Source organism: Rhodococcus sp. 05-2254-2, assembly GCF_002259095.1.
GTDB lineage: Bacteria > Actinomycetota > Actinomycetes > Mycobacteriales > Mycobacteriaceae > Rhodococcoides.
Genome location: NZ_NOZJ01000001.1, coordinates 690,790 through 713,737 on the forward strand (window position 1 = coordinate 690,790; position 22,948 = coordinate 713,737).

25 protein-coding genes are annotated in these 22,948 nt (G+C 65.1%); 18 read left to right on the forward strand and 7 right to left on the reverse strand.

Annotated features, from left to right (window positions below):
• Positions 1-38 precede the first annotated feature (38 nt).
• From CH283_RS03500 to CH283_RS03530, 7 genes are all read left to right on the forward strand, one after another.
• Positions 39-1,814 (forward strand): long-chain-acyl-CoA synthetase, encoded by a 1,776-nt coding sequence (locus CH283_RS03500; RefSeq protein ID WP_094641279.1) that lies wholly within the window; start codon positions 39-41, stop codon positions 1,812-1,814.
• 36 nt (positions 1,815-1,850) lie between these two features.
• Positions 1,851-2,711: a dihydropteroate synthase gene (gene folP, locus CH283_RS03505; protein WP_094641281.1), complete on the forward strand. Its 861-nt coding sequence runs from the start codon at positions 1,851-1,853 to the stop codon at positions 2,709-2,711.
• Positions 2,708-3,637 carry a glucosyl-3-phosphoglycerate synthase gene (locus tag CH283_RS03510; RefSeq protein WP_094641283.1) on the forward strand — a complete coding sequence of 310 codons (930 nt, stop codon included), beginning with the start codon at positions 2,708-2,710 and terminating at the stop codon, positions 3,635-3,637. Before folP ends, CH283_RS03510 begins: the two co-directional genes overlap by 4 nt.
• Before the next feature lie 31 nt (positions 3,638-3,668).
• The gene (locus CH283_RS03515; protein WP_094641285.1) at positions 3,669-3,995 is read left to right on the forward strand and encodes a DivIVA domain-containing protein; all 327 of its coding nucleotides are present in this window, start codon (positions 3,669-3,671) and stop codon (positions 3,993-3,995) included.
• Complete coding sequence (locus CH283_RS03520) at positions 3,992-4,600, forward strand: DNA-3-methyladenine glycosylase I (RefSeq protein WP_094641287.1); 609 nt, start codon at positions 3,992-3,994, stop codon at positions 4,598-4,600. The genes CH283_RS03515 and CH283_RS03520 overlap by 4 nt, the downstream gene beginning before the upstream one ends.
• 95 nt (positions 4,601-4,695) lie before the next feature.
• The gene (locus tag CH283_RS03525; protein WP_008714277.1) at positions 4,696-4,863 is read left to right on the forward strand and encodes a DUF3117 domain-containing protein; all 168 of its coding nucleotides are present in this window, start codon (positions 4,696-4,698) and stop codon (positions 4,861-4,863) included.
• Positions 4,864-4,966: 103 nt separating this feature from the next.
• The gene (locus tag CH283_RS03530; RefSeq protein ID WP_094641289.1) at positions 4,967-5,821 is read left to right on the forward strand and encodes a methyltransferase domain-containing protein; all 855 of its coding nucleotides are present in this window, start codon (positions 4,967-4,969) and stop codon (positions 5,819-5,821) included.
• A 10-nt stretch (positions 5,822-5,831) separates the two neighbouring features.
• On the opposite strand, the gene glgA is transcribed toward CH283_RS03530, so the two are convergent.
• Positions 5,832-6,995, reverse strand: coding sequence for a glycogen synthase (gene glgA, locus CH283_RS03535; protein ID WP_094641291.1), 1,164 nt, complete (start codon positions 6,993-6,995; stop codon positions 5,832-5,834).
• 76 nt (positions 6,996-7,071) lie between these two features.
• Here glgA and glgC point away from each other — a divergent pair, with 76 nt between their 5' ends.
• Positions 7,072-8,286, forward strand: coding sequence for a glucose-1-phosphate adenylyltransferase (glgC, locus tag CH283_RS03540; protein WP_032394095.1), 1,215 nt, complete (start codon positions 7,072-7,074; stop codon positions 8,284-8,286).
• Between the two features lie 67 nt (positions 8,287-8,353).
• On the opposite strand, the gene CH283_RS03545 is transcribed toward glgC, so the two are convergent.
• Positions 8,354-8,965 (reverse strand): O-methyltransferase, encoded by a 612-nt coding sequence (locus tag CH283_RS03545; RefSeq protein WP_068053115.1) that lies wholly within the window; start codon positions 8,963-8,965, stop codon positions 8,354-8,356.
• 239 nt (positions 8,966-9,204) lie between these two features.
• On the opposite strand from CH283_RS03545, the gene sigE reads away from it, so the two are divergent.
• From sigE to tatB, 4 genes are all read left to right on the forward strand, one after another.
• On the forward strand, positions 9,205-9,831 hold the full coding sequence (gene sigE, locus CH283_RS03550) for an RNA polymerase sigma factor SigE (protein ID WP_052047749.1): 627 nt from the start codon (positions 9,205-9,207) through the stop codon (positions 9,829-9,831).
• Positions 9,832-9,847: 16 nt separating this feature from the next.
• On the forward strand, positions 9,848-10,174 hold the full coding sequence (locus CH283_RS03555) for an anti-sigma factor family protein (RefSeq protein WP_068053118.1): 327 nt from the start codon (positions 9,848-9,850) through the stop codon (positions 10,172-10,174).
• Between the two features lie 73 nt (positions 10,175-10,247).
• The gene (locus CH283_RS03560) at positions 10,248-11,780 is read left to right on the forward strand and encodes a S1C family serine protease (RefSeq protein ID WP_373557658.1); all 1,533 of its coding nucleotides are present in this window, start codon (positions 10,248-10,250) and stop codon (positions 11,778-11,780) included.
• An 18-nt stretch (positions 11,781-11,798) separates the two neighbouring features.
• Positions 11,799-12,248 carry a Sec-independent protein translocase protein TatB gene (gene tatB / locus CH283_RS03565; RefSeq protein WP_094641293.1) on the forward strand — a complete coding sequence of 150 codons (450 nt, stop codon included), beginning with the start codon at positions 11,799-11,801 and terminating at the stop codon, positions 12,246-12,248.
• A gap of 136 nt (positions 12,249-12,384) precedes the next feature.
• Here tatB and CH283_RS03570 read toward each other — a convergent pair whose 3' ends face one another.
• The 4 genes from CH283_RS03570 to CH283_RS03585 form a co-directional block, all read right to left on the reverse strand.
• Positions 12,385-13,521 (reverse strand): Mrp/NBP35 family ATP-binding protein, encoded by a 1,137-nt coding sequence (locus CH283_RS03570; protein WP_068053099.1) that lies wholly within the window; start codon positions 13,519-13,521, stop codon positions 12,385-12,387.
• Between the two features lie 61 nt (positions 13,522-13,582).
• The gene (locus tag CH283_RS03575) at positions 13,583-14,455 is read right to left on the reverse strand and encodes a lytic transglycosylase domain-containing protein (protein WP_068053102.1); all 873 of its coding nucleotides are present in this window, start codon (positions 14,453-14,455) and stop codon (positions 13,583-13,585) included.
• A gap of 114 nt (positions 14,456-14,569) precedes the next feature.
• Complete coding sequence (locus CH283_RS03580) at positions 14,570-15,109, reverse strand: DUF1003 domain-containing protein (protein WP_068053104.1); 540 nt, start codon at positions 15,107-15,109, stop codon at positions 14,570-14,572.
• Between the two features lie 20 nt (positions 15,110-15,129).
• Positions 15,130-16,404 (reverse strand): magnesium transporter MgtE N-terminal domain-containing protein, encoded by a 1,275-nt coding sequence (locus CH283_RS03585; RefSeq protein ID WP_068053108.1) that lies wholly within the window; start codon positions 16,402-16,404, stop codon positions 15,130-15,132.
• A gap of 59 nt (positions 16,405-16,463) precedes the next feature.
• Here CH283_RS03585 and CH283_RS03590 point away from each other — a divergent pair, with 59 nt between their 5' ends.
• The 6 genes from CH283_RS03590 (at position 16,464) to CH283_RS03615 (ending at position 22,452) form a co-directional block, all read left to right on the forward strand.
• Positions 16,464-17,420, forward strand: coding sequence for an HpcH/HpaI aldolase/citrate lyase family protein (locus CH283_RS03590; RefSeq protein ID WP_094641295.1), 957 nt, complete (start codon positions 16,464-16,466; stop codon positions 17,418-17,420).
• Between the two features lie 70 nt (positions 17,421-17,490).
• Positions 17,491-17,979, forward strand: a complete 489-nt coding sequence (locus CH283_RS03595; RefSeq protein WP_057475533.1) for a general stress protein — start codon at positions 17,491-17,493, stop codon at positions 17,977-17,979.
• A 195-nt stretch (positions 17,980-18,174) separates the two neighbouring features.
• Complete coding sequence (locus tag CH283_RS03600; protein WP_068053122.1) at positions 18,175-19,497, forward strand: ABC transporter substrate-binding protein; 1,323 nt, start codon at positions 18,175-18,177, stop codon at positions 19,495-19,497.
• Positions 19,494-20,444, forward strand: coding sequence for a carbohydrate ABC transporter permease (locus CH283_RS03605; RefSeq protein ID WP_037191569.1), 951 nt, complete (start codon positions 19,494-19,496; stop codon positions 20,442-20,444). The genes CH283_RS03600 and CH283_RS03605 overlap by 4 nt, the downstream gene beginning before the upstream one ends.
• Entirely contained in the window at positions 20,444-21,277 is an 834-nt protein-coding gene (locus CH283_RS03610) for a carbohydrate ABC transporter permease (protein WP_032375916.1), read from the forward strand. The genes CH283_RS03605 and CH283_RS03610 overlap by 1 nt, the downstream gene beginning before the upstream one ends.
• 5 nt (positions 21,278-21,282) lie before the next feature.
• A complete protein-coding gene (locus CH283_RS03615; RefSeq protein WP_094641297.1) occupies positions 21,283-22,452 on the forward strand; it encodes an ABC transporter ATP-binding protein in 1,170 nt (389 codons plus the stop codon).
• A 65-nt stretch (positions 22,453-22,517) separates the two neighbouring features.
• Here the strand turns inward: CH283_RS03615 and CH283_RS03620 are convergent, their stop codons facing one another.
• Positions 22,518-22,802 (reverse strand): hypothetical protein, encoded by a 285-nt coding sequence (locus tag CH283_RS03620; RefSeq protein ID WP_068053133.1) that lies wholly within the window; start codon positions 22,800-22,802, stop codon positions 22,518-22,520.
• Positions 22,803-22,948 lie beyond the last annotated feature (146 nt).

Sequence of the window (22,948 nt, forward strand, 5' to 3'; positions counted from 1 at the left end):
AGGGTAAGAAATCTCACATCGTCTTCAAAGGGGAGTTCATGGCTGTCGATGCCCGTCAGAAAATTGGAGTGACCGACCTCGCGGTCGCGTTGCCGAAAATGGTGACGGAGGTGCCTAGTCTGCTCAAGGGCCTGGCGGGATTCACCCGCAAGCCCGACCACAAAGCGTCGATCGGTCAGGTCTTCCAGGACGCCGCCGCGAAGAACAGCGACCGTCCGTTCGTGCGGTTCGAGGGCGAATCGATCACCTATCGGGACGCGAACGAACTCGTCAACCAGTACGCCGCGGTATTCGCGGACCACGGGGTGAAGCGCGGCGACGTCGTCGGCATTCTCAGCAAGAACAGGCCGGAGGCACTGTTCGCCGCGCTCGCTACCGTCAAGCTCGGTGCCACGGCGGGAATGCTGAACTACAACCAGCGCGGTGACGTGCTCGAGCACAGCCTCGGCATTCTCGACGCGAAGGTCCTCGTGCTGGACGAGAGCGCACAGGAAGCTCTCGATTCGCTCGACGGGGAGCCGAAGGTCGGAGCAGTACTGCCGCTGAAGAAGCTGGCCGAGCTCGCGGCGTCGGCGTCGACGGCCAATCCGAAGGTCACCGCCGAGATCCAGGCCAAGGAGAAGGCGTTCTACATCTTCACCTCGGGCACCACCGGCATGCCGAAGGCCAGCCTGATGAGCCACTTCCGCTGGCTCAAGTCGATGTCCGGTCTGGGTAACATGGGTGTGCGGCTGCGCAGCAACGACGTCATCTACTGCTGCCTGCCGCTCTACCACAACAATGCGCTGACGGTGACGCTGTCCTCGGTGCTCGCAGGCGGCGCGACGATGGCCATCGGCAAGCAGTTCTCGGTGAGCAACTTCTGGGACGACATCCGGCTCAACAAGGCCACCGCGTTCACCTACATCGGTGAGCTGTGCCGCTACCTGCTGACACAGCCGGAGAAGCCTTCCGATCGGGACAACTCGGTCAAGCTGATCGTCGGCAACGGACTGCGCCCGGAGATCTGGGAAGAGTTCACCCAGCGATTCGGCATCTCCCGCGTTGCCGAGTTCTACGGTGCCAGCGAGTGCAACATCGCATTCATCAACGCCCTGAACATGAAGAAGACCGCAGGCGTCTGCCCGTTGCCGTACGCCGTCGTCCAGTACGACGAGGAGTCCGGCAAGGCCAAGCGCGGCCAGGACGGCAAGCTCCGCAAGGTCGGCAACGGCGAGGTCGGACTGCTGCTGTCCAAGGTCACCGACCGAGCACCGTTCGACGGCTACTCCGACGACAAGGCCACCGAGAAGAAGCTGGTGCGCGACGGATTCAAGGACGGCGACGCTTGGTTCGACACCGGCGACCTGGTCCGCAAGCAGGGCTTCATGCACGTCGCGTTCGTCGACCGCCTCGGTGACACCTTCCGCTGGAAGGGCGAGAACGTCGCGACCACACAGGTCGAGGGAGCCCTGGGTGGGCACTCGTCGATCGACGGTGCCGTCGTGTACGGCGTCGACATCGAGGGAACCGACGGCAAAGCAGGCATGGCTGCGGTGACGCTGCGCGAAGGCGAGACCTTCGACGGCAAGACGATGGCCGAGCACCTCTACGACAAGCTCCCGACGTACGCGGTGCCCCTCTTCGTCAGGGTCGTCGAGAGCCTCGAGCAGACGTCGACGTTCAAGAGCCAGAAGGTGGCCCTGCGAAAGCTCGGCTACGAAGAGGACAGCGACAGCGACCTGTACGTGCTGCGTGGCAAGTCCGGTGGCTACGAGAAGGCGTACGACGGTTACGTGGCCGAGGTCGCCGCAGGCAAGGCACCCAAGGGCTGAGCACTCGAAATATGCCCACGTGCCACTATTGATTTCATGAGCACTCTCTGCGGCAAACCGGTCGCCGACGATCGCGCATTGGTCATGGCGATCGTCAATCGCACCCCCGATTCGTTCTACGACGGGGGTGCGAACTTTTCCGACGACGCAGCGATGGCGTCGGTGCACCGGGCCGTCGCGGAGGGTGCCGACATGATCGACATCGGCGGTGTGAAGGCCGGCCCCGGCGCCATCGTCGACGCCGAGGAGGAGATTCGCCGTGTCGTTCCGTTCGTCGAGGCCATCCGGGACGCGTATCCGGAGCTGCTGATCAGTGTGGACACCTGGCGCAGCGAGGTCGCTCGACTGGCCTGTGGCGTCGGCGCGGATCTGATCAACGACACGTGGGCCGGGGCCGACCCGGAGCTGGTGCGCGTCGCTGCCGCCGAAGGTGTCGGCATCGTCTGCTCGCACACCGGCGGGGCGGTGCCCCGTACGCGCCCGCATCGTGTTCGGTACACCGATGTGGTGGCCGACGTGATCGCCGAAGTCACCGCCGCCGCGGAGAACGCCGTCGCGGAGGGGGTGAAAAAGGATTCGATTCTCATCGATCCGACGCACGACTTCGGGAAAAACACCTATCACGGGCTCGAGTTGTTGCGTCGCGTGGACGATCTTGTAAACACCGGGTGGCCTGTGCTCATGGCTCTGAGCAACAAGGACTTCGTAGGCGAGACTCTAGGGGTAGAGCTCGCCGACCGGTTGGAGGGAACATTGGCAGCGACAGCATTGGCCGCAGCAGGCGGAGCCCGAATGTTCCGGGTTCACGAAGTTGCGTCGACCAGAAGAGTCGTCGACATGGTGGCAGCGATCCAGGGTCTGAGAACCCCGGCGCGGACGGTCAGGGGTCTGGCATGACACTCGCAGATCGAACGGACGTCACCAGGGCGTGGTCCGAGACCAACAGCTGGGACACCCCGCAATGGACCGTCGCCGAACTCGAGGCCGCCAAAGCGGGCCGAACGGTGTCGGTGGTACTCCCGGCGCTCAACGAGGAACAGACGGTCGCCGCCGTCATCGACACGATCCACCCGTTGCTCGGCGGTCTCGTCGACGAGCTGATCGTGTTGGACTCCGGTTCCACCGACGAAACGGCTGTGCGCGCGACGGCGGCCGGTGCACGGGTCATCAGCAGAGAAGAAGCGGTACCAGGAGTCGACCCGGTACCAGGCAAGGGCGAGGTGCTGTGGCGATCGGTGGCTGCGTCGACCGGTGACCTCATGGCGTTCGTCGACTCCGACCTGATCAACCCCGATCCGGCGTTCGTACCCAAGTTGCTCGGCCCCCTGCTGATGGGCGACGGCATCCACCTCGTCAAGGGTTACTACCGCCGTCCGTTGCGGACCAGCGGAACCGAGGACGCCAACGGCGGTGGACGCGTCACCGAGCTGGTGGCACGGCCGCTGCTCGCTGCGTTGCGGCCCGAGCTGACCGGGGTCATTCAGCCCCTCGGAGGCGAGTACGCCGGTACGCGTGAGCTTCTGTCCGCGGTGCCGTTCGCGCCCGGCTACGGAGTGGAGATCGGGCTGTTGCTCGATACCTACGACAGGCTCGGGCTGGGGGCGATCGGCCAGGTGAATCTGGGAGTGCGCAAGCACCGCAACCGCCCGCTGGTCGAACTCGGGGCGATGAGCCGACAGATCGTCGGGACGATGCTCAACCGCTGCGGGATGGTCGATTCCGGTGCCGGTCTTCTGCAGTTCCGCGTCGACGGTGACTCGTTCGAGCCGTTCTCGACCGAGGTGTCGTTGTTGGATCGACCGGCGATGAACTCGCTGAAATAGTCGTGTCGGGCGGTCGTGACAAGATCGAGGCATGTTGACGCTGCTGATCTACGTCGTCGTCATTGCCGTCGTCGCTGCTGCATTGTTCTTCGTGGCGTCGGCGGTGTTCGGTCGCGGTGAGGAACTGGGCCCGTTGCCCGAGGGAACCACCGCGACCGTTCTGCCCGCGGAGGGCGTCACCGGTGCCGACGTGCGCGCGCTGAAGTTCCAGCAGAGCCTGCGGGGTTACAAGCCCAGTGAGGTCGACTGGGCACTGGAGAGACTCGGCGGCGAGATCGACATGCTTCGTTCGCGATTGTCGGCCGCGCAGTCCCCGGGTACCCCACAGTCGGCCGTATCCGAGCCGGACGGGCAATGAGTGCGGTCGCCGGACCGGACGGCAAGCTCCGCTGCCCGTGGGGCGCCACCGACGACTCTGTGTATCGGGATTACCACGACGTCGAGTGGGGGCAGCCGCTTCACGGGCGCAACGAGCTCTACGAGCGACTGTGTCTCGAAGCGTTCCAATCGGGTCTGGCGTGGATCACGATCCTGCGCAAGCGCGAGAGTTTCCGCACCGCATTCGCCGGTTTCGATCCGGAGCAGGTGGCCCGCTTCGACGAGGCCGATGTGGATCGGTTGATGAACGACGCGTCCATCGTGCGCAATCGGCTCAAGATCGAGGCAGCGGTGAACAACGCGCGCGCCGTCGTCGATCTCCACGACACCGACCTCGACACCCTGCTGTGGTCCTTCGCGCCGAAACCCAGGCCGGCGCGCCTGACCGAGTTCTCCGAAGTGCCCGCCTCGACTCCCGAGTCCACAGCCATGGCCAAGGAGCTCAAGCGGCGTGGTCTGCGGTTCGTCGGTCCGACAACCGCCTACGCCCTGATGCAGGCCACCGGAATGGTCGACGATCACCTGTCGGAGTGCTGGGTGCAGGTCACGAATACCGACTCCGTTTCCCGGTATCGAGGTCGATAGGGAAGAATAGGAGTCAACACCCGTCGCCCCGCGACGAATTTATCTTTTAGGCCGAGGCGCCGAGTTGGTGGGCGCAGATCTGGAGGGAGCAGAGGATGGCGGCGATGAAGCCCCGGACCGGGGACGGTCCCCTCGAAGCAACCAAAGAGGGACGAGGAATCGTCATGCGTGTCCCGCTCGAGGGGGGCGGCCGCCTGGTCGTCGAATTGACCCCCGACGAGGCCGCGGCACTCGGTGACGAACTGAAGGGTGTCACCGGCTGATCGCCCTGTCGATCGATCATCGCTCAGCCCCGCTGGCCGTACCGGCAAGCGGGGCTTTGTGTTGTTTCCAGGGGTGTGCGTGCCGGTGTGAAAGAGGTGCTCGATGCTGACCGATGTCGTGGACGTGCTGTTGTGTCCGCAGTGCCGAGTGCGCGAGGTCGACTCCGGTCTCGGTGTAGGCGACACCGATCGGACGCTGTGGTGCGATCGAGGGCATTCGTTCGACGTGGCCCGGCAGGGTTACGTCAGTCTGCTCACCGGTGACGGCGGCAAGTTCGCCGGCGACTCGGCCGAGATGATCGCGGCACGCGACGTGTTCCTGGAGAAGGGGCATTTCGACCCGATCGCCGCAGCGGTCTCGGCGGGTGTGCCGGTGGACAGCGAGGTGGTGCTCGACGTCGGAGTCGGAACCGGTCACTATCTCGCGGCTGTTCTCGAGGCCTGCCCCGAGGCCCGGGGGATAGGCGTCGACGTGTCGAAGTTCGCGGCCAGGCGCGCCGCACGATCCCATCCCAGGCTGGGGTCCGTGGTCGCGGACATCTGGAGTGGACTTCCGGTGCGGTCGGGTGCGGTGTCCGCGGTGACGTGCGTGTTCGCCCCGCGCAACGCCGGTGAACTGAACCGAGTCCTCGTCGACGACGGAGTGTTGGTCGTCGTCACGCCCACGATGCGACATCAGCGTGAGCTGCGGGGGCCACTGGGCCTCATCGGCGTCGCCGAGGACAAGACCCGCCGGCTCGGCGAATCGTTGTCCGGCCTGTTCGAGCCGGTGGCGGAGTCTGCGCTCGACTACTCGATGATGCTCTCGCACAACGACATCGAGGCGCTGATCGGCATGGGCCCGTCGTCGCGCCACGGTGACCACGACGCTCGGTCCGCTGCCCTGGGTGAGCTACCGGACGTCACCGAGGTCACCGCGTCGGTGACTGTGTCGACCTATCGCAGGGCGAATCGCTGAGTCGTCCCGATCAGCGGCGCCGCGCCAGCGCGTCGTTGTAGACGGCGAGAGTCTGCTTCGCGATCGAGGCCCAGGAGAACTCGGCGACAGCGCGCTCGCGGCCCGCCGTGCCCATCGCCGTTGCGAGCGTGGGGTCGAGGGCGACCTCGTTGACGGTGTCGGCGAGGGTTCGCTCGAAAGCATCGGGTTCGTAGGAGTTGTAGTGCACCAGGCGTCCGGTGCGGCCCTCGTCGACGACCTCGGGGATGCCGCCGACATCCGAAGCCACCACCGCAGTTTCGCAGGCCATCGCCTCGAGGTTGACGATGCCGAGTGGCTCGTACACCGAGGGGCAGACGAACACTGCTGCTGCCGTGAGAATCTCGCGAATCTTGTCGGTGGGCAGCATGTCCTTGACCCAGAACACGCCGCTGCGCTGCTCGGCGAGCGACGCCACCGCGCGCTCGGTCTCCGCGGCGATCTCCGGTGTATCGGGCGCGCCTGCACACAGGACGAGCTGGATCGACGGGTCGAAGTGGTGGGCTGCTGCGATGAGGTGCCCGACGCCCTTCTGCCGGGTGATGCGTCCGACGAACGCGACGATCGGCTTGCTTCGATCGACGCCGATCTCGTCCAGGGTCGAGGTGCCGTGGTCGGCGAACCACCGCTGGGTGTCGATTCCGTTGCGCACCACATGAACCCGGCTCGGATCGAGTCGCGGATAGGCGTCGAGCACATCTTTTGCCATGCCCTCGCTGACGGCGATGACCGCGTCGGCGTACTCCACGGCATTGCGCTCCGACCACGACGAGATGCGGTAGCCGCCGCCGAGTTGCTCGGCCTTCCACGGTCGGCGCGGCTCGAGGGAGTGCGCGGTGAGGATGTGGGGGACGTCGTACAACTCTGCTGCCAGATGACCGGCGAGACCGGTGTACCAGGTGTGCGAATGCACCACGTCCGCGCCTGCGGCGGCGTTCGCCATCCGCAGCTCGGCCGACAACGTCGTCAACGCAGCGTTGGCTCCGGCGAGCGCGGGATCCGGGTCGTGCACCTGCGCAGTGTCGCGGGGCGCGCCCATACAGTGGATGTCCACGTCGCACAGCGACTTCAGCTGCGCGGACAACTCGGTGACATGAACTCCTGCGCCACCGTAGATCTCCGGGGGATATTCCTTGGTCATCATTGCTACGCGCACGTGAACGAACCTACATTCCCCAGCAGTTGTGCGTGTACTGCTCGCAAGGTTCTCTCGGTGCGGATAGGTTGAGTGGGTGAGGACACAACCGCACGTACTAGGGATCGTGCTTGCCGGCGGCGAGGGTAAGCGTCTTTACCCGATGACCGCGGACCGAGCCAAGCCGGCAGTTCCCTTCGGGGGCGCCTACCGACTCATCGACTTCGTGCTGAGCAATCTCGTCAACGCCGGTTACCTCCGGCTCTGCGTGCTCACCCAGTACAAGTCCCATTCACTGGACCGCCACATCTCGCAGACGTGGCGGCTGTCCGGATTCGCCGGGGAGTACATCACTCCGGTTCCCGCGCAGCAGCGTCTCGGACCCCGGTGGTACACCGGCAGCGCCGACGCGATCTTCCAGTCGCTGAACCTGGTGTACGACGAGGACCCCGAGTACATCGTGGTCTTCGGAGCCGACCACGTGTACCGGATGGATCCGGAGCAGATGGTGCAGCAGCACATCGACTCCGGCGCGGGCGTCACCGTCGCGGGCATCCGGGTTCCGCGTAGCGAGGCCTTCGCGTTCGGGTGCATCGATTCGGACGAGAACGGCAAGATCACCCAGTTCCTCGAGAAGCCGGCGCAGCCGCCCGGCACCCCGGACGACCCGGACGTCACCTATGCGTCCATGGGTAACTACGTGTTCACCACCAAGGTGCTCGTCGACGCCATCAAAGCCGACTCCGAGAACGTCGACTCCGACCACGACATGGGCGGCGACATCATTCCGGCGCTCGTCGAAGCGGGCGTCGCCTCGGTCTACGACTTCAACGACAACGTCGTGCCCGGTGCCACCGAGCGCGACCGCGGCTACTGGCGAGACGTGGGCACCATCGATGCCTTCTACGACGCCCACATGGACCTCGTGTCGGTGCACCCCATCTTCAACCTGTACAACCGCCGCTGGCCCATCCGCGGATCGGCCGAGAACCTGCCGCCCGCCAAGTTCGTCCAGGGCGGCTTGGCTCAGGAGTCGGTCGTCGGTGCCGGGTGCATCCTGTCCGCGGCCACGGTCCGCAACTCGGTGCTCAGCTCCAACGTCATGATCGACAGCGGCGCGACGGTCGAGGGCAGCGTCCTGATGCCCGGCGTCCGGATCGGCAAGGGTGCCGTCGTGCGGCACGCGATCCTGGACAAGAACGTCGTGGTGGGCGACGGCGAGATCATCGGCGTCGACCACGAACGCGATCGCGAGCGCTTCAACGTCAGTGCCGGTGGAGTCGTCTCCGTCGGCAAGGGCGTCTGGATCTAGAGCCTGCGGCATGTGAACGGTAATTCGTAACCCGCTACGAGTTACCGCTCACATGCGGCGCAGCCGCTCACGCTCTCGACGCGCAGATCAACCCGTCGCCCAAGGGCAGCAGCACCGTCGTCAGACGGTCGTCCTCGGCGATGGCCCGGGCAGCGGAACGGACTGCAACAGCGGTGGCGTCGCGCTGAGTGGGATCGGCGACCCGTCCGCCGAGCAACGCGTTGTGCAGCACCAGAACTCCGCCGGGGCGCAGCAGCCTGACGCTCTCGGCAACGAAGTGCGGATGGTCGGCCGGACTGGCGTCGATGAACACCAGGTCGTAGGTGTCGTCGGCCAACCGGGGGAGCACGTCCAACGCCCAACCGTTGATCAGCCGGGTACGTGAGGGCGCTATTCCCCCCGCGCGGAACGCTTCTCGGGCCGCGCGCTGGTGCTCCGGTTCGGTGTCGATGGTGGTGAGAACGCCGTCCGCGCGCATCCCGTCGAGCAGCCACAAGCCGCTGATGCCTGCGCCGGTTCCGATTTCGACGACGGTCTTCGCGCCGAGCATCTGGGTGAAGATGGACAGAATCGCTCCGACCGACGGCGGTACCGGGGCGGCACCGAGGTCGACGGCTCGCTCTCTGGCTGCGATCAGAACCTCGTCCTCCTGGGCGGAGTCTTCGGCGTAGGCGAGCATCTTCTCGGCGTTGGTCGGCACGCCCCGAGGCTATCGTGCCCAGGGCACATTCTCACGCACACATTCTCAGGTGCGCCTCAGCTGTTTCATACCGGACCCACACGCGGGTCCGTCAGGCTATGGAGGAGTCGAAGGTCCATCTCGATTGCGAAGTGTGAGCTGGAACATCCGAGGGTAGTCGTCGGTTGAATCAGAAGGACGTACGCAGTCCTGAGCAGGAGGATCCAACTATTTACAAGATCAACGGCGATCGCGACACCGCGCGTCTACCCGAGTCCGTACCCGCGCCCGACGACCTCAGCGGCACCGCAGTGTTCGATGCGACCGGGGAGGACTCCACCATGCCGTCCTGGGACGAACTGGTTCGCGAACACGGCGACCGCGTCTACCGACTGGCCTACCGTCTGTCCGGCAACGCTCAGGACGCCGAGGACCTGACGCAGGACACCTTCATTCGCGTGTTCCGCTCCCTGTCGAACTACCAGCCGGGCACCTTCGAAGGGTGGCTGCACCGCATCACCACCAACCTGTTCCTGGACATGGTTCGCCGTCGCAGCCGCATCCGTATGGAAGCGCTCCCCGAGGATTACGACCGCGTGCCCTCCGACCGACCCAACCCCGAGCAGATCTACCACGATGCCCGCCTCGATCCCGATCTGCAGTCCGCGCTCGACTCGCTGGCACCCGAGTTCCGCGCCGCAATCGTGCTGTGCGACATCGAAGGACTGTCCTACGAAGAGATCGGTGCGACACTGGGCGTCAAGCTCGGAACGGTTCGCAGTCGCATTCACCGTGGACGCCAGGCGCTACGCGAGTACCTTCGAGTGCACGGGAAGGTCGACTCCGGTCACGCAAGTGTCCACTAGCTACGAGGAGGGTTGGATGACGCAGGCGCGCAAGCCGAAGCAATTCAGCTCCACCGAACATCTGGCCAGTGAGGCCGTCGCGGCGTACGTCGACGGCGAATTGCGAATGCCCGCTTATCTCCGTGCAGCCGACCATCTGTCCGAATGCCCCGAGTGCGCCGCCGAGGTCGAGGCCCAGCAGCAGGCGCGCAAGGCCTTGCGTGGAGCAGGGGAGATGTCGATGCCCCATTCTCTGCTCGGTCTGCTCAGCCAGATACCGTCCTGCGCCGGCGAGGATCGGCCGTCCCACACCAAGCGAACCTTCATGTCCGCCGTAGCCGACGTCCGCCGTCGACGACGCTGACGGTGCCCGACTCTTCTCACCTGCATCGAGCCGCGCCGACCGCTCGAGTGATACTGAACTCTCACACCGACGTATGCGAGGGGTAACCGGACGCGTGACATCGAATTCGACCAGCACCGAGACCGCAGGCACCGATCCGGCAGATTCCGAGGCCGCAGGGACCGGTCCGGAAGGTCCTCGGTTGCCACCGCGTCCGCTGTATCGACCCTCCGTCGATCCGGTGTCGGCCTCGGTGTTCGGACGTCCCGACGACGTGGACGGTTCCTTCTCTCCTCGTAGGCCCGGCGACGAACTTCCCTCGCGCGTATCGGTGCGCCCACCCGATCCCGTCCTCGCCGAGGCCTTCGGTCGCCCGAACGATGCCCATGAATCACTGCAACGAGACCCGAACGCCGAGGACGAGAGCGACACCGCCCCGTCGGCTCCGGCCGATCCGTGGCGCGACCCCACCTCTCGGGTCTCCCTCGGCAGCGCGGCGCTCGATTCCCCGCCCCCTCCCGTTCTTCCACCGGGCACCAAACTCGGTGTGCGAGACGTGCTGTTCGGTCGGTCTGTGTCCGTCCGAGCTCTCGTCGCTCTCGGTGTTCTCGCACTCGTCATCGGATTGGTAGGCGGGCTGTTCGGTCGCCTCACCGCCGAGGTGACGGGCGCGTTGACCAGCCAGAAAGTGACGCTGACCCAGTCCAGCGGCGACGACATCCCGCGCGGACAGATCAGCAACGTCGCCGACGCCGTCCTGCCGTCCGTCGTCTCGATCCAGGTGACGCTCGGCGAGACCGGCGGCACCGGCTCGGGCGTCGTCATCGACGGTGCCGGCTACATCGTGACGAACAACCACGTGATCTCCCTGGCGGCATCCGACCCGGAGAACTCGACACTCGAAGTGACCTTCTCCGACGGCACCAAGGTGCCCGCCGACATCGTCGGCCGCGACACCAAGACCGACCTCGCCGTCCTCAAGACCGATGTCGGCAACCTCACCGTCGCCGAACTCGGTCGTTCCGACGACGTTCGCGTCGGGCAGGACGTGATCGCGGTCGGCTCGCCGCTGGGATTGAACAAGACCGTCACCTCCGGCATCGTCAGCGCGCTCGATCGGCCCGTGGCGCTGTCCGGTGAAGGCACCGATACCAACGCCGTCATCGATGCCGTGCAGACCGACGCCGCCATCAACCCCGGCAACTCCGGCGGTCCGCTCATCGACTTCGAGGGCCGCGTGATCGGCATCAACTCGGCCATCCGAAGCGAGAGCGGCGGATCGGTCGGCCTCGGCTTCGCGATCCCCGTCGACGAGGTCACCGAGGTGACGCAGAGTCTCATTCGGGACGGCGTCATGCGTCATCCCGACTTCGGCGTCAACGCCCGATCGGTCATCAACGACACCTCCGCCGGGGCAGAAGTGGCCAACGTGCGCTCGGGCGGGCCTGCTCAGGAAGCGGGCATCGTCGAGGGAGACGTCATCACGAAGGTCGGCGACCGCACCGTGGGTAACGCCGACGAACTGGTCGTCGCCGTGCAGGCCACGACGATCGGGGAGTCGGTTCCGGTGCAACTCGTCCGGTCGGGACGGCTGGTGGACCTCTCCGTCACGCCGGTTTCGGACTGACGACGTAGGCTGGCAGGCGTGTTCGGCAACATCGGTTGGGGAGAGCTCGTCATTCTCCTCGTAGCAGCTCTCGTGATCCTCGGCCCCGATCGCCTCCCCGGCGCCATCAGCTGGGTGTCCAAGTCGATCCGGCAGGTCAAGGACTACGCCAACGGCGCGAGCCAACAGCTCAAGGACGAGCTCGGCACCGACTTCGAGGACCTTCGCAAGCCGCTTGCCGATCTCAACCAGCTCCGGGGCATGACCCCGCGCGCGGTGATCACCAAACACCTGCTCGACGGTGACGACTCGGTCTTCAAGAACCCACTCGACGACACCTTCAAGGGCAAGCCCTTCGAGACCAAGCCGAAGAACGTGGGCGGACCGACTCCACAGGCCGGAACCGCTCGCAGTGGGGTGTCGATGAGCAAGAACGAGCCGAAACTGTCTGCAGGCGATACCCCGCCGATCGACGCCGACGCCACGTAGCAGTCTCCATCCTCGGTCGACGCTCCCGACCACGCCCATTCGGATCAATGCGGGATTCAGTCACTCTGAGTGCAACAAAGCCACATTGATCCACAGCTGGGTGGGGGCCGTCAGCCAGGCCGGCTGCCACGCGTGTCTAGAGCTTGCGCGCCGAGTCGATTCCGAGTGACATGCCGACCAGTCCGCGTTCACGGACTGCCAATTTCGCTGCCACGGCTTCGAGTGCTTGTGCTGCAGGCGATTCCGGGTTGCTCAGTACGATCGGAGTGCCGGCGTCTCCGCCTTCTCGGACGGCGGTGTCGAGGGGGATCTGACCCAGCAGAGGCACGCTGGCACCCACTGCCTTGGTCAGTCTGTCGGATACGTCCTGTCCGCCACCGGATCCGAAGATGTCCATCCGGGTACCGTCGGGCAGTTCGAGCCACGACATGTTCTCCACGACGCCTGCCACGCGCTGACGCGTCTGCAATGCAATCGCGCCCGCTCGTTCGGCCACCTCGGCCGCGGCCTGCTGCGGGGTCGTGACGACGAGGATCTCGGCACTCGGAATGAGTTGGGCGACAGAGATGGCCACGTCACCGGTGCCGGGCGGGAGATCGAGCAGCAGTACGTCCAGATCGCCCCAGAAGACATCGGCGAGGAACTGCTGCAGTGCGCGGTGCAGCATCGGCCCGCGCCAGACGACGGGGGTGTTGCCCTGGGTGAACTGCGCGATCGAGATGAACTTCACTCCGTGCGCCTGCGGCGGCATGATCATCTTCTCGACCTGCGTCGGCCGCGCGTCGTTTCCGAGCATCCGGGGCACGGAGTGACCGTAGATGTCGGCGTCGAGCACACCGACCGACAGCCCACGAGCGGTCAGTGACGCGGCGAGATTCACCGTCACGCTGGACTTGCCCACGCCGCCCTTGCCCGACGCCACCGCGTACACGCGCGTCAGGGATCCGGGTTGCGCGAAGGGAATGATCGGCTCCGCGGAATCGCCGCGCAGAGATTTGCGGAGCTCGGTGCGCTGCTCGTCGTTCATGACGTCGAGTTCGACCGTCACGGTGCCCACGCCGGCGACGTCGGCGACGGCGTTCTTCACGCGATCGCTGATTTCGGTCTTCATCGGGCAGCCGGAAGTGGTCAGATAGATGCCGACGCCGACCGCGCCGTCGTCGGAGATGTCGATGCTCTTGACCATCCCGAGGTCGGTGATGGGTTTGCGGATCTCGGGGTCGATCACCTTCGTGAGTGCGGTCCGAACGTCGGATTCGGTCAGTACAGCCATTGCCTCATGCTAGGCGGTGGGTCGTGCGCCGATGGACAGCAGGGCAGGCGCGGGCGCGATGTCAGTGAATGCGGGGCAGCTGGTCCGAGGACGGGACGATGCCGGTGGCGTAGCCGGCCGACCATGCGAGCACGTTCGCCACATAGGCCATCGAATTGTTGTAGCGCAGGATCGCTTTGGTGGTCGATCCCAGATCGCGCATGTCGGTGCCGTTGTCGCACAGGTACATGCCGGTGGCCAGGGCTGCGTCGAACAGGTTCTGGGGGTCGGAGACTCCGTCGCCGTTGCCGTCGGCGTGATAGAGGTTCCACGTCGAGGGCAGGAACTGCATGGGTCCCACTGCGCGGTCGTATTCGGCATCGCCGTCGAGCGCCCCGCCGTCGGTGTCACGAATCACCTGGTTGCCGGCCAGTGTGCCGTTCAGCCGGGGGCCGAGGATGGGTTCGTGCAGTTCGCCCGAGTCGTCGACCTTGCCGTTGTTGGCATGGGTGGATTCGACGCGGCCGATGCCGGCGATGACGGTCCAGCCGATGCCGCAGCCGGGTTGCTGCTGGGCCAGGATCCGCTCGGCGTTCTTGTACGCCGAGACGTTGACGACCGGGATGGCGATGGGGCTGACGGCGAGGTTGGTGGGCAGCTCGGGTGTGGGCGGGATCTCGGGAATCGGCGCGGGTGCGGGGACCGCGGCGGGCACCGGCTGCTCGGCCTGAGCCACCGGCTGCGCCTGCTGGTCCTGGGCGATCGGCTGCGGAGTCTCCACCACTGAGTTCGATTCCTGGGCGGCCGTGGTGGTCTTGGCCGAGACGAACGGAATGTATTCCGTGGCTCCGGCGCTGGTGGCGGCGGTGACGAGTCCTGCGGGGACGAGACCTGCCAGAGCAATCACCGAGTTCCGTCGAACCTTGGAAGTCGATGCTTTTCTGTGACGACCCACGCGTGCTGTACCTCCTGATTTCCCCGGATGACAACCGGGGCCCGACCTGATGACCGGGATCGAGGGTACCTGATTCGAGACTGTTCCGTTATCGGGCCGTTACAGAGCGAGCCGCTACGTATCGAGGTCCGAGACCTCCGGGGTGCCCGCGTCGTCCTGCACCCTGGCGGCGGCCTTCTTCCGTGCTTTCTTCGGAGCCGCTGTGGGCTGGCCCGTCGCCTGCTCGAGGAGCGCCTTGATCTCGTCGAGTTCGCGGCGCAGGTAGTCGCGGGTGGCGACCTCGCCGACCGCGATCCGCAGCGATGCCAACTCGCGAGCGAGGAACTCGGTGTCGGCTTTCGTCTGTTGTGCGCGAGAACGGTCTTCCTCGAGCGAGACGCGGTCTCGGTCGTCCTGCCGATTCTGGGCCAGCAGAATCAGCGGAGCTGCGTACGCGGCCTGGGTCGAGAACGCGAGGTTGAGCAGGATGAAGGGATACGGGTCCCACCGAAGGTTGACCGCCACGACGTTGAGGAAGATCCAGACGATCACGATGCCCGTCTGGATCGCCAGGTAGCGGCCGGTACCGAGGAACCTCGCGGCCTTCTCGCCCGACCTGCCGAGGTCGAAATCGACGTTGACGTTGAACATCCGCGATCCGCGCGGAGTGTCCATTCTCTGGCGTGCTGTTTCTTTCACTGTCCGGCCACTTCCTGATCTCGCCAGTCCTCGGGCAGCAGGTGATCGAGGACGTCGTCCACGGTCACGGCCCCGACCAGGTGGTCCTCGTCGTCGACCACCGGGCCGCAGACGAGGTTGTACGTCGCGAAGTATCGCGTGACGGCGGTGAGGCTGTCCTCGGGCGACAAGCGCGGCAGGGCGCTGTCCACCACGCCGCCGACCAGACTCGCCGGGGGTTCTCGAAGTAGCTGCTGCAGATGTACGCAGCCGAGGTACGGCCCGGTGGGAGTGGCGGTGGGCGGCCGCACCACGAACACCAGTGAGGCGAGCGCGGGCGTCAGGTCGGGGTTGCGTACCCGGGCGAGCGCCTCGGCCACCGTCGTCGATGCGGTGAGTACGACGGGCTCGGGGGTCATCAGACCACCGGCGGTGTCCGGGGAGTGCTCGAGCAGCCGTCGGACGGGTGCGGAGTCCTCCGGATCCATCAGTCGCAGAAGCGATTCCGCTTCGGTCTCGGGCAGCTCTCCGAGGAGGTCGGCGGCGTCGTCGGGGTCCATGGCCTCGAGCACGTCGGCACCGCGGTCGACGCCGAGGTAGTGCATCAGCTCCACCTGATCGTCGTCGGGCAGTTCCTGGACGACGTCGGCGAGCCGTTCGTCGTCGAGGGCCCGCGCCACTTCCATGCGTCGTTTGACGGGAAGCTCGCGCATCGCGTTGGCGACGTCGGCCGCTCGCAGGTCCTCGAACTGCATGAGCAGCTGTGCCACACCCTGATCGGGCATCGACAGTTCGTTCTGCGTGAGTCCCTGCACGTGCAGCCAGTCCACGACATGGATGGCACCGCGGCGCGCCAGGCGCTGACGTTGCTTGCGTACCGCTACTCGCGCGACGACCCAGTCCCGCGTTCGGGTGAGCTCGATACCCAGATCGACGACGATGGAATCGGCGTCGTGCAGCTCGTCGAGTTCGGGGTCGTCGACGCGCACCTTGGAGTCGAGGATCTGGGCGAACACCAGGATCTCGTTCGCGCGCTGGGTGAATCGCCGCAGACTGACGTTGCCGGTGGTGAGTTGAACCGAGTTGGGCTCGATACTGGTGACTCTGAGCATCGGTACGAAAATTCTTCGGCGCGTTGCCAATTCGACCACGAGGCCGAGGACTCTGGGTTGCGCTCTGCCGACCCGCATCGAGATGACCACGTCGCGAACTCGGCCGATGGATTCGCCGTCGGGGCCCAGGACGCCCAGGCCGGCGAGCCTGGCCGCGAATACCTTGCTCAGTGCTGCCATGATGGCAAGGTTAGAGGTTGGGCGATACAGACGATGAATCAGACAGGGGTTGTGCTGCGGTGAATGCGTCGGGCCTACGGAGATCGGTGCTGGCCGTTCCGGGCAGTTCGGACAAGATGATCGCCAAGGCCAAGGGACTGCCTGCCGACGCGATCTTCCTCGATCTCGAAGACGCCGTCGCGCCCATCGCGAAAGTCGAGGCCCGCGCGCGCATCGTCGATGCTCTGAACTCCGATGGCTGGGGCGATCAGATCAAGGTGGTGCGCGTCAACGACTGGACGACGCAGTGGACGTACGGGGACGTCATCGACGTCGTGTCCGGTGCCGGACGCAATCTCGACGCCATCCTGCTGCCGAAGGTGGAGTGCGCCGCGCACGTGCAGGCGTTGGATCTGCTGCTCACCCAGCTCGAGAAAGAGCACGGACTCGACGTCGGTGCGATCGGGATCGAGCCGCAGATCGAGAGCGCCCGCAGTCTGCGCAACATCGACGAGATCGCGACCGCGAGCCCGCGGGTGCAAACCCTGGTGTTCGGTCCCGCAGACCTGATGGCCAGCGTCAACATGCGCACCCTGGTCGTCGGCGAGCAGCCGGTCGGATACGACACGGGCGACGCCTACCACCACATTCTGATGACCATCCTGCTCGCCGCCCGAACACACGGTCTGCAGGCAATCGACGGTCCGTATCTTCAGATACGTGATCTCGACGCCTTTCGTCGGGCGGCGGGCCGGACGGCAGGCCTCGGTTTCGACGGCAAGTGGGTGCTGCATCCGACGCAGATCGAGGCCGCCAACGAGATCTTCGCGCCGCGTCAGGCCGACTACGACAAGGCCGAGATGATTCTCGACGCGTACGAGTTCCACACCTCCGCGGCGGGCGGCGGTCGCGGCGCAGTGATGTTGGGTGACGAGATGATCGACGAGGCGAGCCGCAAGATGGCGCTCGTCGTCTCGGCGAAGGGACGTGCGGCAGGAATGACACGGACGACCGCCTTCGTGCCGCCCGCGCCCTGACCGACCGTCAACCTGCTGTGAACCGCTACAACGGGTGTGCCGAGTGTCCGTTTCGGGGCACAATGGAGCCATGACCAATCCCCTCTCGCAGCCCGGTCGCCCAGGGCAGGGCCTGCCGACTCCGCCCTCCGGCTGGCCTATCGGTTCCTACCCCACCTACGCCGAGGCGCAGCGCGCCGTCGACTACCTCTCCGACGAAGAGTTCTCGGTGCAGGACGTGACGATCGTCGGTGTCGACCTGATGCAGGTCGAACGCGTGCTCGGCCGCCTCACCTGGCCCAAAGTCATTGGCGGAGGCATTGTTTCGGGTGCCTGGCTGGGAGTCTTCCTCGGCCTGGTCCTCGGCATCTTCAGTGAGAACATCTTCGGAGCGCTGCTCATCGGCGTCGGCGGCGGCATCATCTTCGGCCTGATCTCGGCGTCCATTCCGTACGCGGCCACCAAGGGACAGCGAGATTTCGCGTCGAGCATGCAGTTGGTCGCGGGCCGATACGACGTCATCTGCGAGCCGCGAACCGCGGAGAAAGCACGCGACCTGCTCGCCAAACTGTCGATCTGATCACACCTGGTGGACGACCAGGCAACCGACAGGTAACGGAATAGCCCCAAATCGCCCTCTATGCCAGTGAGTTCGGTTACGTTTCTTTCGTGCACGGCAGTCCCACACAATGTGCTGCGCGAGTAACTGAACGTACGGAGGCGGAAAGTGCCGAGACATCGTGGTCGTAGGCGTGGAAAAGCAACGAGGATAGGGGTGTTGGCGGCAGCGGCTCTGGTCACGAGTCCGTTGCTCGCAGCGTGTGGTTCGTCCGACAGTTCGGTTCCGGTTCTGAGTTTCTACACTGCCGCAGACGGCGCAGAGCAGTACGCCGCTGCGGCACAGGTGTGTTCCGACGCCTCCAACGGCCGCTACCGAGTGGAGCAACGGACTCTGCCCAAGAGCGCCAACGATCAGCGGCTCCAGCTCGCGCGGCGCCTCGCCGGCAACGACAGGACGCTGGATCTGATGACACTCGACGTCGTCTGGACGGCCGAGTTCGCCGAGGCCGGATGGGCATTGCCCGTCCCGGAGGACCTGTCCGAGAAGCTGCGCGACGGTGCCACGCTCGAGGGCCCACTCGCCACGGCAGAGTGGCAGGATCAGCTGTACGCGGTGCCGCTCAACTCCAACACCCAGTTGCTCTGGTACCGCCCGGACGAGGTGCCCGACGGAGTGCCGCCGCAGACGTGGGATCAGCTGATCGACGTGGCCGAGGCCAATGCGGCGGCGGGCAAGCCCGCACAGATCGGCGTTCAGGCAAAGCAGTACGAGGGCTTCATGGTCTGGTTCAACTCGCTGCTCGAGAGCGCTGGTGGTTCGGTCGTCGCCGAGGACGGAACGACGGTGACGCTGAACGACACTCCCGAGCATCGCGCCGCCACCGAGAAAGCCCTCGAGATCATCAAGCGAGTGGCCACGGCCGACGGCCGCGATCCCTCGGTCTCGCAGAGCGACGAGGCAACTGCCCGCCTCGGCATGGAATCGGGACGGATGGCATTCCAGGTCAACTACCCGTTCGTGCTGCCCGGGTTGAAGGAGAACGCCGTTGCCGGTGCCGTCTCGTTCCTCGACCTGTCGACGGTGCCCGAGGATCAGCAGGACGCACGCATCGCCGAGGTCTTCCGTAGCGCCCCGTATCCGGAGGTGAACCCGGGCGAGCCCGCGAAGGTCACCATCGGTGGCTTCAACATCGGCGTCGCGAAGACCACTCAGCACGAGGATCTCGCGTGGGAGGCCGTCGATTGCCTCACCAACGAGGAGAACCAGCGCAACAACGCCGTCAACGGTGGTGTGCCGCCGGTGCTGAAGTCGCTGTACTCCGATCCCGAGTTCCAGGCCGTCTATCCCGCGTGGGAAGGGGTTCTCGGTTCCATCGAATCTGCGGCTGTGCGACCCGTTTCGCCTGCCTACCAGAGCATTTCGATTCTGCTGACCGATGCGCTCAACCCGCCGCAGAACATCGATCCGGTGGCCGACGTGGACAAGCTCGCAGATCTGGTCTCCAAGGCCGTCAATTCCGAAGGGTTGATTCCATGAGCGCCACCACCGAGTCACAGCCCGCATCGCAGCCTGTCGACAAGCAGGCGGCTCTGAAGAACGTCTCCGACGGCAAGAAGGCCGAACGTCGCCTGGGGCTGATGCTCATCGCACCCGCCGCCCTGCTGATGATCGCGGTCACCGGGTATCCGATCATCTACGCGTTCTGGCTCAGTCTGCAGAAGTACAACCTCGCATTCCCCGAGGATCGTGAATTCGTCGGCCTCTCCAACTACGTGACCGTGCTGTCCGACGGCTACTGGTGGACGGCGTTCAGCGTCACGGCCGGCATCACGATCATCTCGGTGATCATCGAGTTCATCCTCGGCCTGGCCGTGGCTCTGGTCATGCACCGCACCATCTTCGGTCGCGGACTCGTACGCACCGTGGTGCTCATCCCGTACGGCATCGTGACCGTCGCCGCCGCGTACAGCTGGTACTACGCGTGGACCCCCGGCACGGGCTATCTCGCCAATCTGCTGCCCGACGGTAGTGCTCCGCTCACCGAGCAGTTCCCGTCACTGGCGATCGTCGTACTGGCCGAGGTCTGGAAGACGACGCCGTTCATGGCGCTGCTTCTTCTGGCAGGCCTGGCGCTGGTGCCCGACGATCTGCTCAAGGCGGCCGAGGTCGACGGAGCGGGTGCGTGGACCAGGCTGATGCGCATCACGATTCCGTTGATGAAGCCGGCGATTCTCGTCGCGGTGCTCTTCCGCACCCTCGACGCGTTCCGCATCTTCGACAACATCTACGTCCTCACCCGCGGTAGCAACGAAACCGGATCGGTCTCGATTCTCGGTTACAACAACCTGTTCGGTGCGTTCAACCTCGGGCTCGGGTCGGCGATCAGCATTCTGATCTTCTTCTGCGTCGCGATCATCGCGTTCGTGTTCATCAAGTTGTTCGGTGCATCGGCACCGGGATCCGACGACGGAGGCCGCAAGTAATGACCACTGTTACGCCTCGCAAGAAGGTCGGTTGGACGGTCGTCAACGTCCTCGTCCTGCTCTACGCACTCGTTCCACTGCTGTGGATCATCAGCCTCTCGTTCAAGTCGACGGCCACCATCGCCGACGGCAACTTCATTCCTCGTTCGATCACCTTCGACAACTACAAGGGCATCTTCTCGACCAATCAGTTCACCTCGGCGTTGGTCAACTCGATCGGTATCGGACTGATCACCACCGTGATCGCCGTGGTGATCGGCACGATGGCCGCGTATGCCGTTGCGCGTCTGGACTTTCCGGGAAAGAAGGCTCTGGTCGGTGCAGCACTGCTCATTGCGATGTTCCCCCAGATCTCCCTGGTGACACCGCTGTTCGACATCTCCCGCTCGCTGGGACTGTTCGACACCTGGCCGGGGCTGATCATTCCGTACATCACCTTCGCGTTGCCGTTGGCGATCTACACCCTGTCGGCGTTCTTCCGCGAGATTCCGTGGGAGCTCGAGAAGGCAGCGAAGATGGACGGCGCGACGCCGGCACAGGCGTTCCGCAAGGTCATCGCCCCGCTGGCCGCACCCGGCATCGTCACCGCCGCCATACTGGTGTTCATCTTCGCCTGGAACGACCTTCTGCTCGCCATCTCGTTGACGGCGACGGAACGTTCGGTCACCGTCCCGGCGGCCATCTCGCAGTTCACCGGTAGCTCTCAGTTCGAGGAGCCAACGGGATCGATCGCGGCGGCAGCAGTCGTCATCACGATCCCGATCATCATTTTCGTGCTCTTCTTCCAACGACGTATCGTGGCGGGCTTGACGTCCGGCGCAGTGAAGGGATAACCGTCATGGCCGAAATCGTTCTCGACAAAGTCACCAAGCTCTACCCCGACGGCGCGGCTGCCGTCAGCGACGTCGACATCACCATCGCCGACGGCGAGTTCATCATCCTCGTCGGCCCGTCCGGTTGCGGAAAGTCCACGACCCTCAACATGATCGCCGGTCTCGAGGACATCTCGTCCGGCGAGCTGCGCATCGCGGGGGAGCGCGTCAACGAGAAGGCACCGAAGGATCGCGACATCGCGATGGTGTTCCAGTCGTACGCGCTGTATCCGCACATGACGGTGCGGCAGAACATCGCGTTCCCGCTCACGCTCGCGAAGCTCTCGAAGTCGGAGATCAACAGCAAGGTCGAAGAGGCAGCCAAGATCCTCGACCTCAGTCAGCACCTCGACCGCAAGCCGGCGAACCTCTCCGGTGGTCAGCGTCAGCGAGTTGCCATGGGCCGCGCCATCGTTCGTACCCCCAGTGCGTTCCTGATGGACGAGCCGCTGTCCAACCTCGACGCGAAGCTGCGTGTGCAGACTCGCGCCGAGATTTCACGTCTGCAGAAGCGGCTCGGCACCACCACCGTGTACGTCACGCACGACCAGACCGAGGCCATGACCCTCGGCGATCGCGTCGTGGTGCTACGTGGCGGATTGGTGCAGCAGATCGGTTCTCCGCAGGAGCTGTACGACAAGCCGCGAAACCTGTTCGTGGGCGGCTTCATCGGATCGCCCTCGATGAACTTCGTTCCCGGACAGCTCACCGCGAACGGAGTGTCGACCGCGCTCGGTGAGATCGACATCCCGCTCGAGCGGATGGACGCGATCAAGGCCAAGAACCCGGGTCGCGAGGTGGTTGTCGGCATCCGCCCCGAGCACTTCGAGGACGCAGCACTGATCGACGGCTACCAGAAGATGAGCGGTGCCACCTTCACCGCCACCGTCGACGTACTCGAGTCGATGGGTAGCGACAAGTACGTGTACTTCACGCTCAAGGGTGCGCGGGTCGAATCCAGTGAGCTGCAGGAGCTCGCAGCGGACGCGGGTATTGCCGATCTCGGTGGCGCACAGGTGGTTGCGCGCCTGGCCGCCGAATCCAAGGCCGCCGAGGGTGGTCAGGTGGAACTGTGGTTCGACCCGGCGAAGATCTCGGTGTTCGACCAGGCCTCGGGTGCGAACCTGACGCTGTAGAGCGCTGCGCGCATGTGCGCGGAAACTCGTAGTGGGCTACGAAGTTCCGCGCACATGCCGCAGGCTCAGAACGCAGAGCCGGTGCTCGGCAGCTGGTAGCCCTGGAAGAAGTTGTACGGCACCACGTTCGGTGCCGGATTCTGCAGCTGCGGCGCCGGTGCCTGGGGGAACAGCTCGGAGAGCTCGAACTGGTTCGGCCCGTCGTTTCGGTTGTCGTCGTATCGGGTGTGATTGTCGCCCCGGTCCGTCCACAGTGGATCGGCCGATGCTGTGCCCGCCATTGCCACCAGAGGAATGGCCACCAGAGCCCCGGTCACTGCTGCGCGGGTGAAGATCTTTCGGGTGTTCATGTGTTCCCTTTCGTCGGTGTTCGTACTTCTCCGACGTTAGGTCGACGAGGTGGGCCCGCGACAGGGAAAACTGCTACCTCCCAGCACATTACGAGCTTTCTGCCAAGGAGCGTTGCCCGTGATTTCGTGCGTCTCCCCTGGTCGCG

Bases quoted from the DNA above. Each gene is read 5' to 3' on its own strand.
- CH283_RS03520 (WP_094641287.1), top strand. From the start codon at position 3,992: ATGAGTGCGGTCGCCGGACCGGACGGCAAGCTCCGCTGCCCGTGGGGC.
- CH283_RS03560 (WP_373557658.1), top strand. From the start codon at position 10,248: ATGCGAGGGGTAACCGGACGCGTGACATCGAATTCGACCAGCACCGAG.
- CH283_RS03515 (WP_094641285.1), top strand. From the start codon at position 3,669: ATGTTGACGCTGCTGATCTACGTCGTCGTCATTGCCGTCGTCGCTGCT.
- CH283_RS03605 (WP_037191569.1), top strand. From the start codon at position 19,494: ATGAGCGCCACCACCGAGTCACAGCCCGCATCGCAGCCTGTCGACAAG.
- CH283_RS03610 (WP_032375916.1), top strand. From the start codon at position 20,444: ATGACCACTGTTACGCCTCGCAAGAAGGTCGGTTGGACGGTCGTCAAC.
- CH283_RS03545 (WP_068053115.1), bottom strand. From the start codon at position 8,965: ATGCTCGCCTACGCCGAAGACTCCGCCCAGGAGGACGAGGTTCTGATC.
- CH283_RS03580 (WP_068053104.1), bottom strand. From the start codon at position 15,109: ATGGACACTCCGCGCGGATCGCGGATGTTCAACGTCAACGTCGATTTC.
- CH283_RS03555 (WP_068053118.1), top strand. From the start codon at position 9,848: ATGACGCAGGCGCGCAAGCCGAAGCAATTCAGCTCCACCGAACATCTG.
- CH283_RS03615 (WP_094641297.1), top strand. From the start codon at position 21,283: ATGGCCGAAATCGTTCTCGACAAAGTCACCAAGCTCTACCCCGACGGC.
- CH283_RS03510 (WP_094641283.1), top strand. From the start codon at position 2,708: ATGACACTCGCAGATCGAACGGACGTCACCAGGGCGTGGTCCGAGACC.
- CH283_RS03500 (WP_094641279.1), top strand. From the start codon at position 39: ATGGCTGTCGATGCCCGTCAGAAAATTGGAGTGACCGACCTCGCGGTC.
- folP (WP_094641281.1), top strand. From the start codon at position 1,851: ATGAGCACTCTCTGCGGCAAACCGGTCGCCGACGATCGCGCATTGGTC.
- CH283_RS03595 (WP_057475533.1), top strand. From the start codon at position 17,491: ATGACCAATCCCCTCTCGCAGCCCGGTCGCCCAGGGCAGGGCCTGCCG.
- CH283_RS03570 (WP_068053099.1), bottom strand. From the start codon at position 13,521: ATGGCTGTACTGACCGAATCCGACGTTCGGACCGCACTCACGAAGGTG.
- CH283_RS03530 (WP_094641289.1), top strand. From the start codon at position 4,967: ATGCTGACCGATGTCGTGGACGTGCTGTTGTGTCCGCAGTGCCGAGTG.
- CH283_RS03620 (WP_068053133.1), bottom strand. From the start codon at position 22,802: ATGAACACCCGAAAGATCTTCACCCGCGCAGCAGTGACCGGGGCTCTG.
- CH283_RS03525 (WP_008714277.1), top strand. From the start codon at position 4,696: ATGGCGGCGATGAAGCCCCGGACCGGGGACGGTCCCCTCGAAGCAACC.
- CH283_RS03585 (WP_068053108.1), bottom strand. From the start codon at position 16,404: ATGGCAGCACTGAGCAAGGTATTCGCGGCCAGGCTCGCCGGCCTGGGC.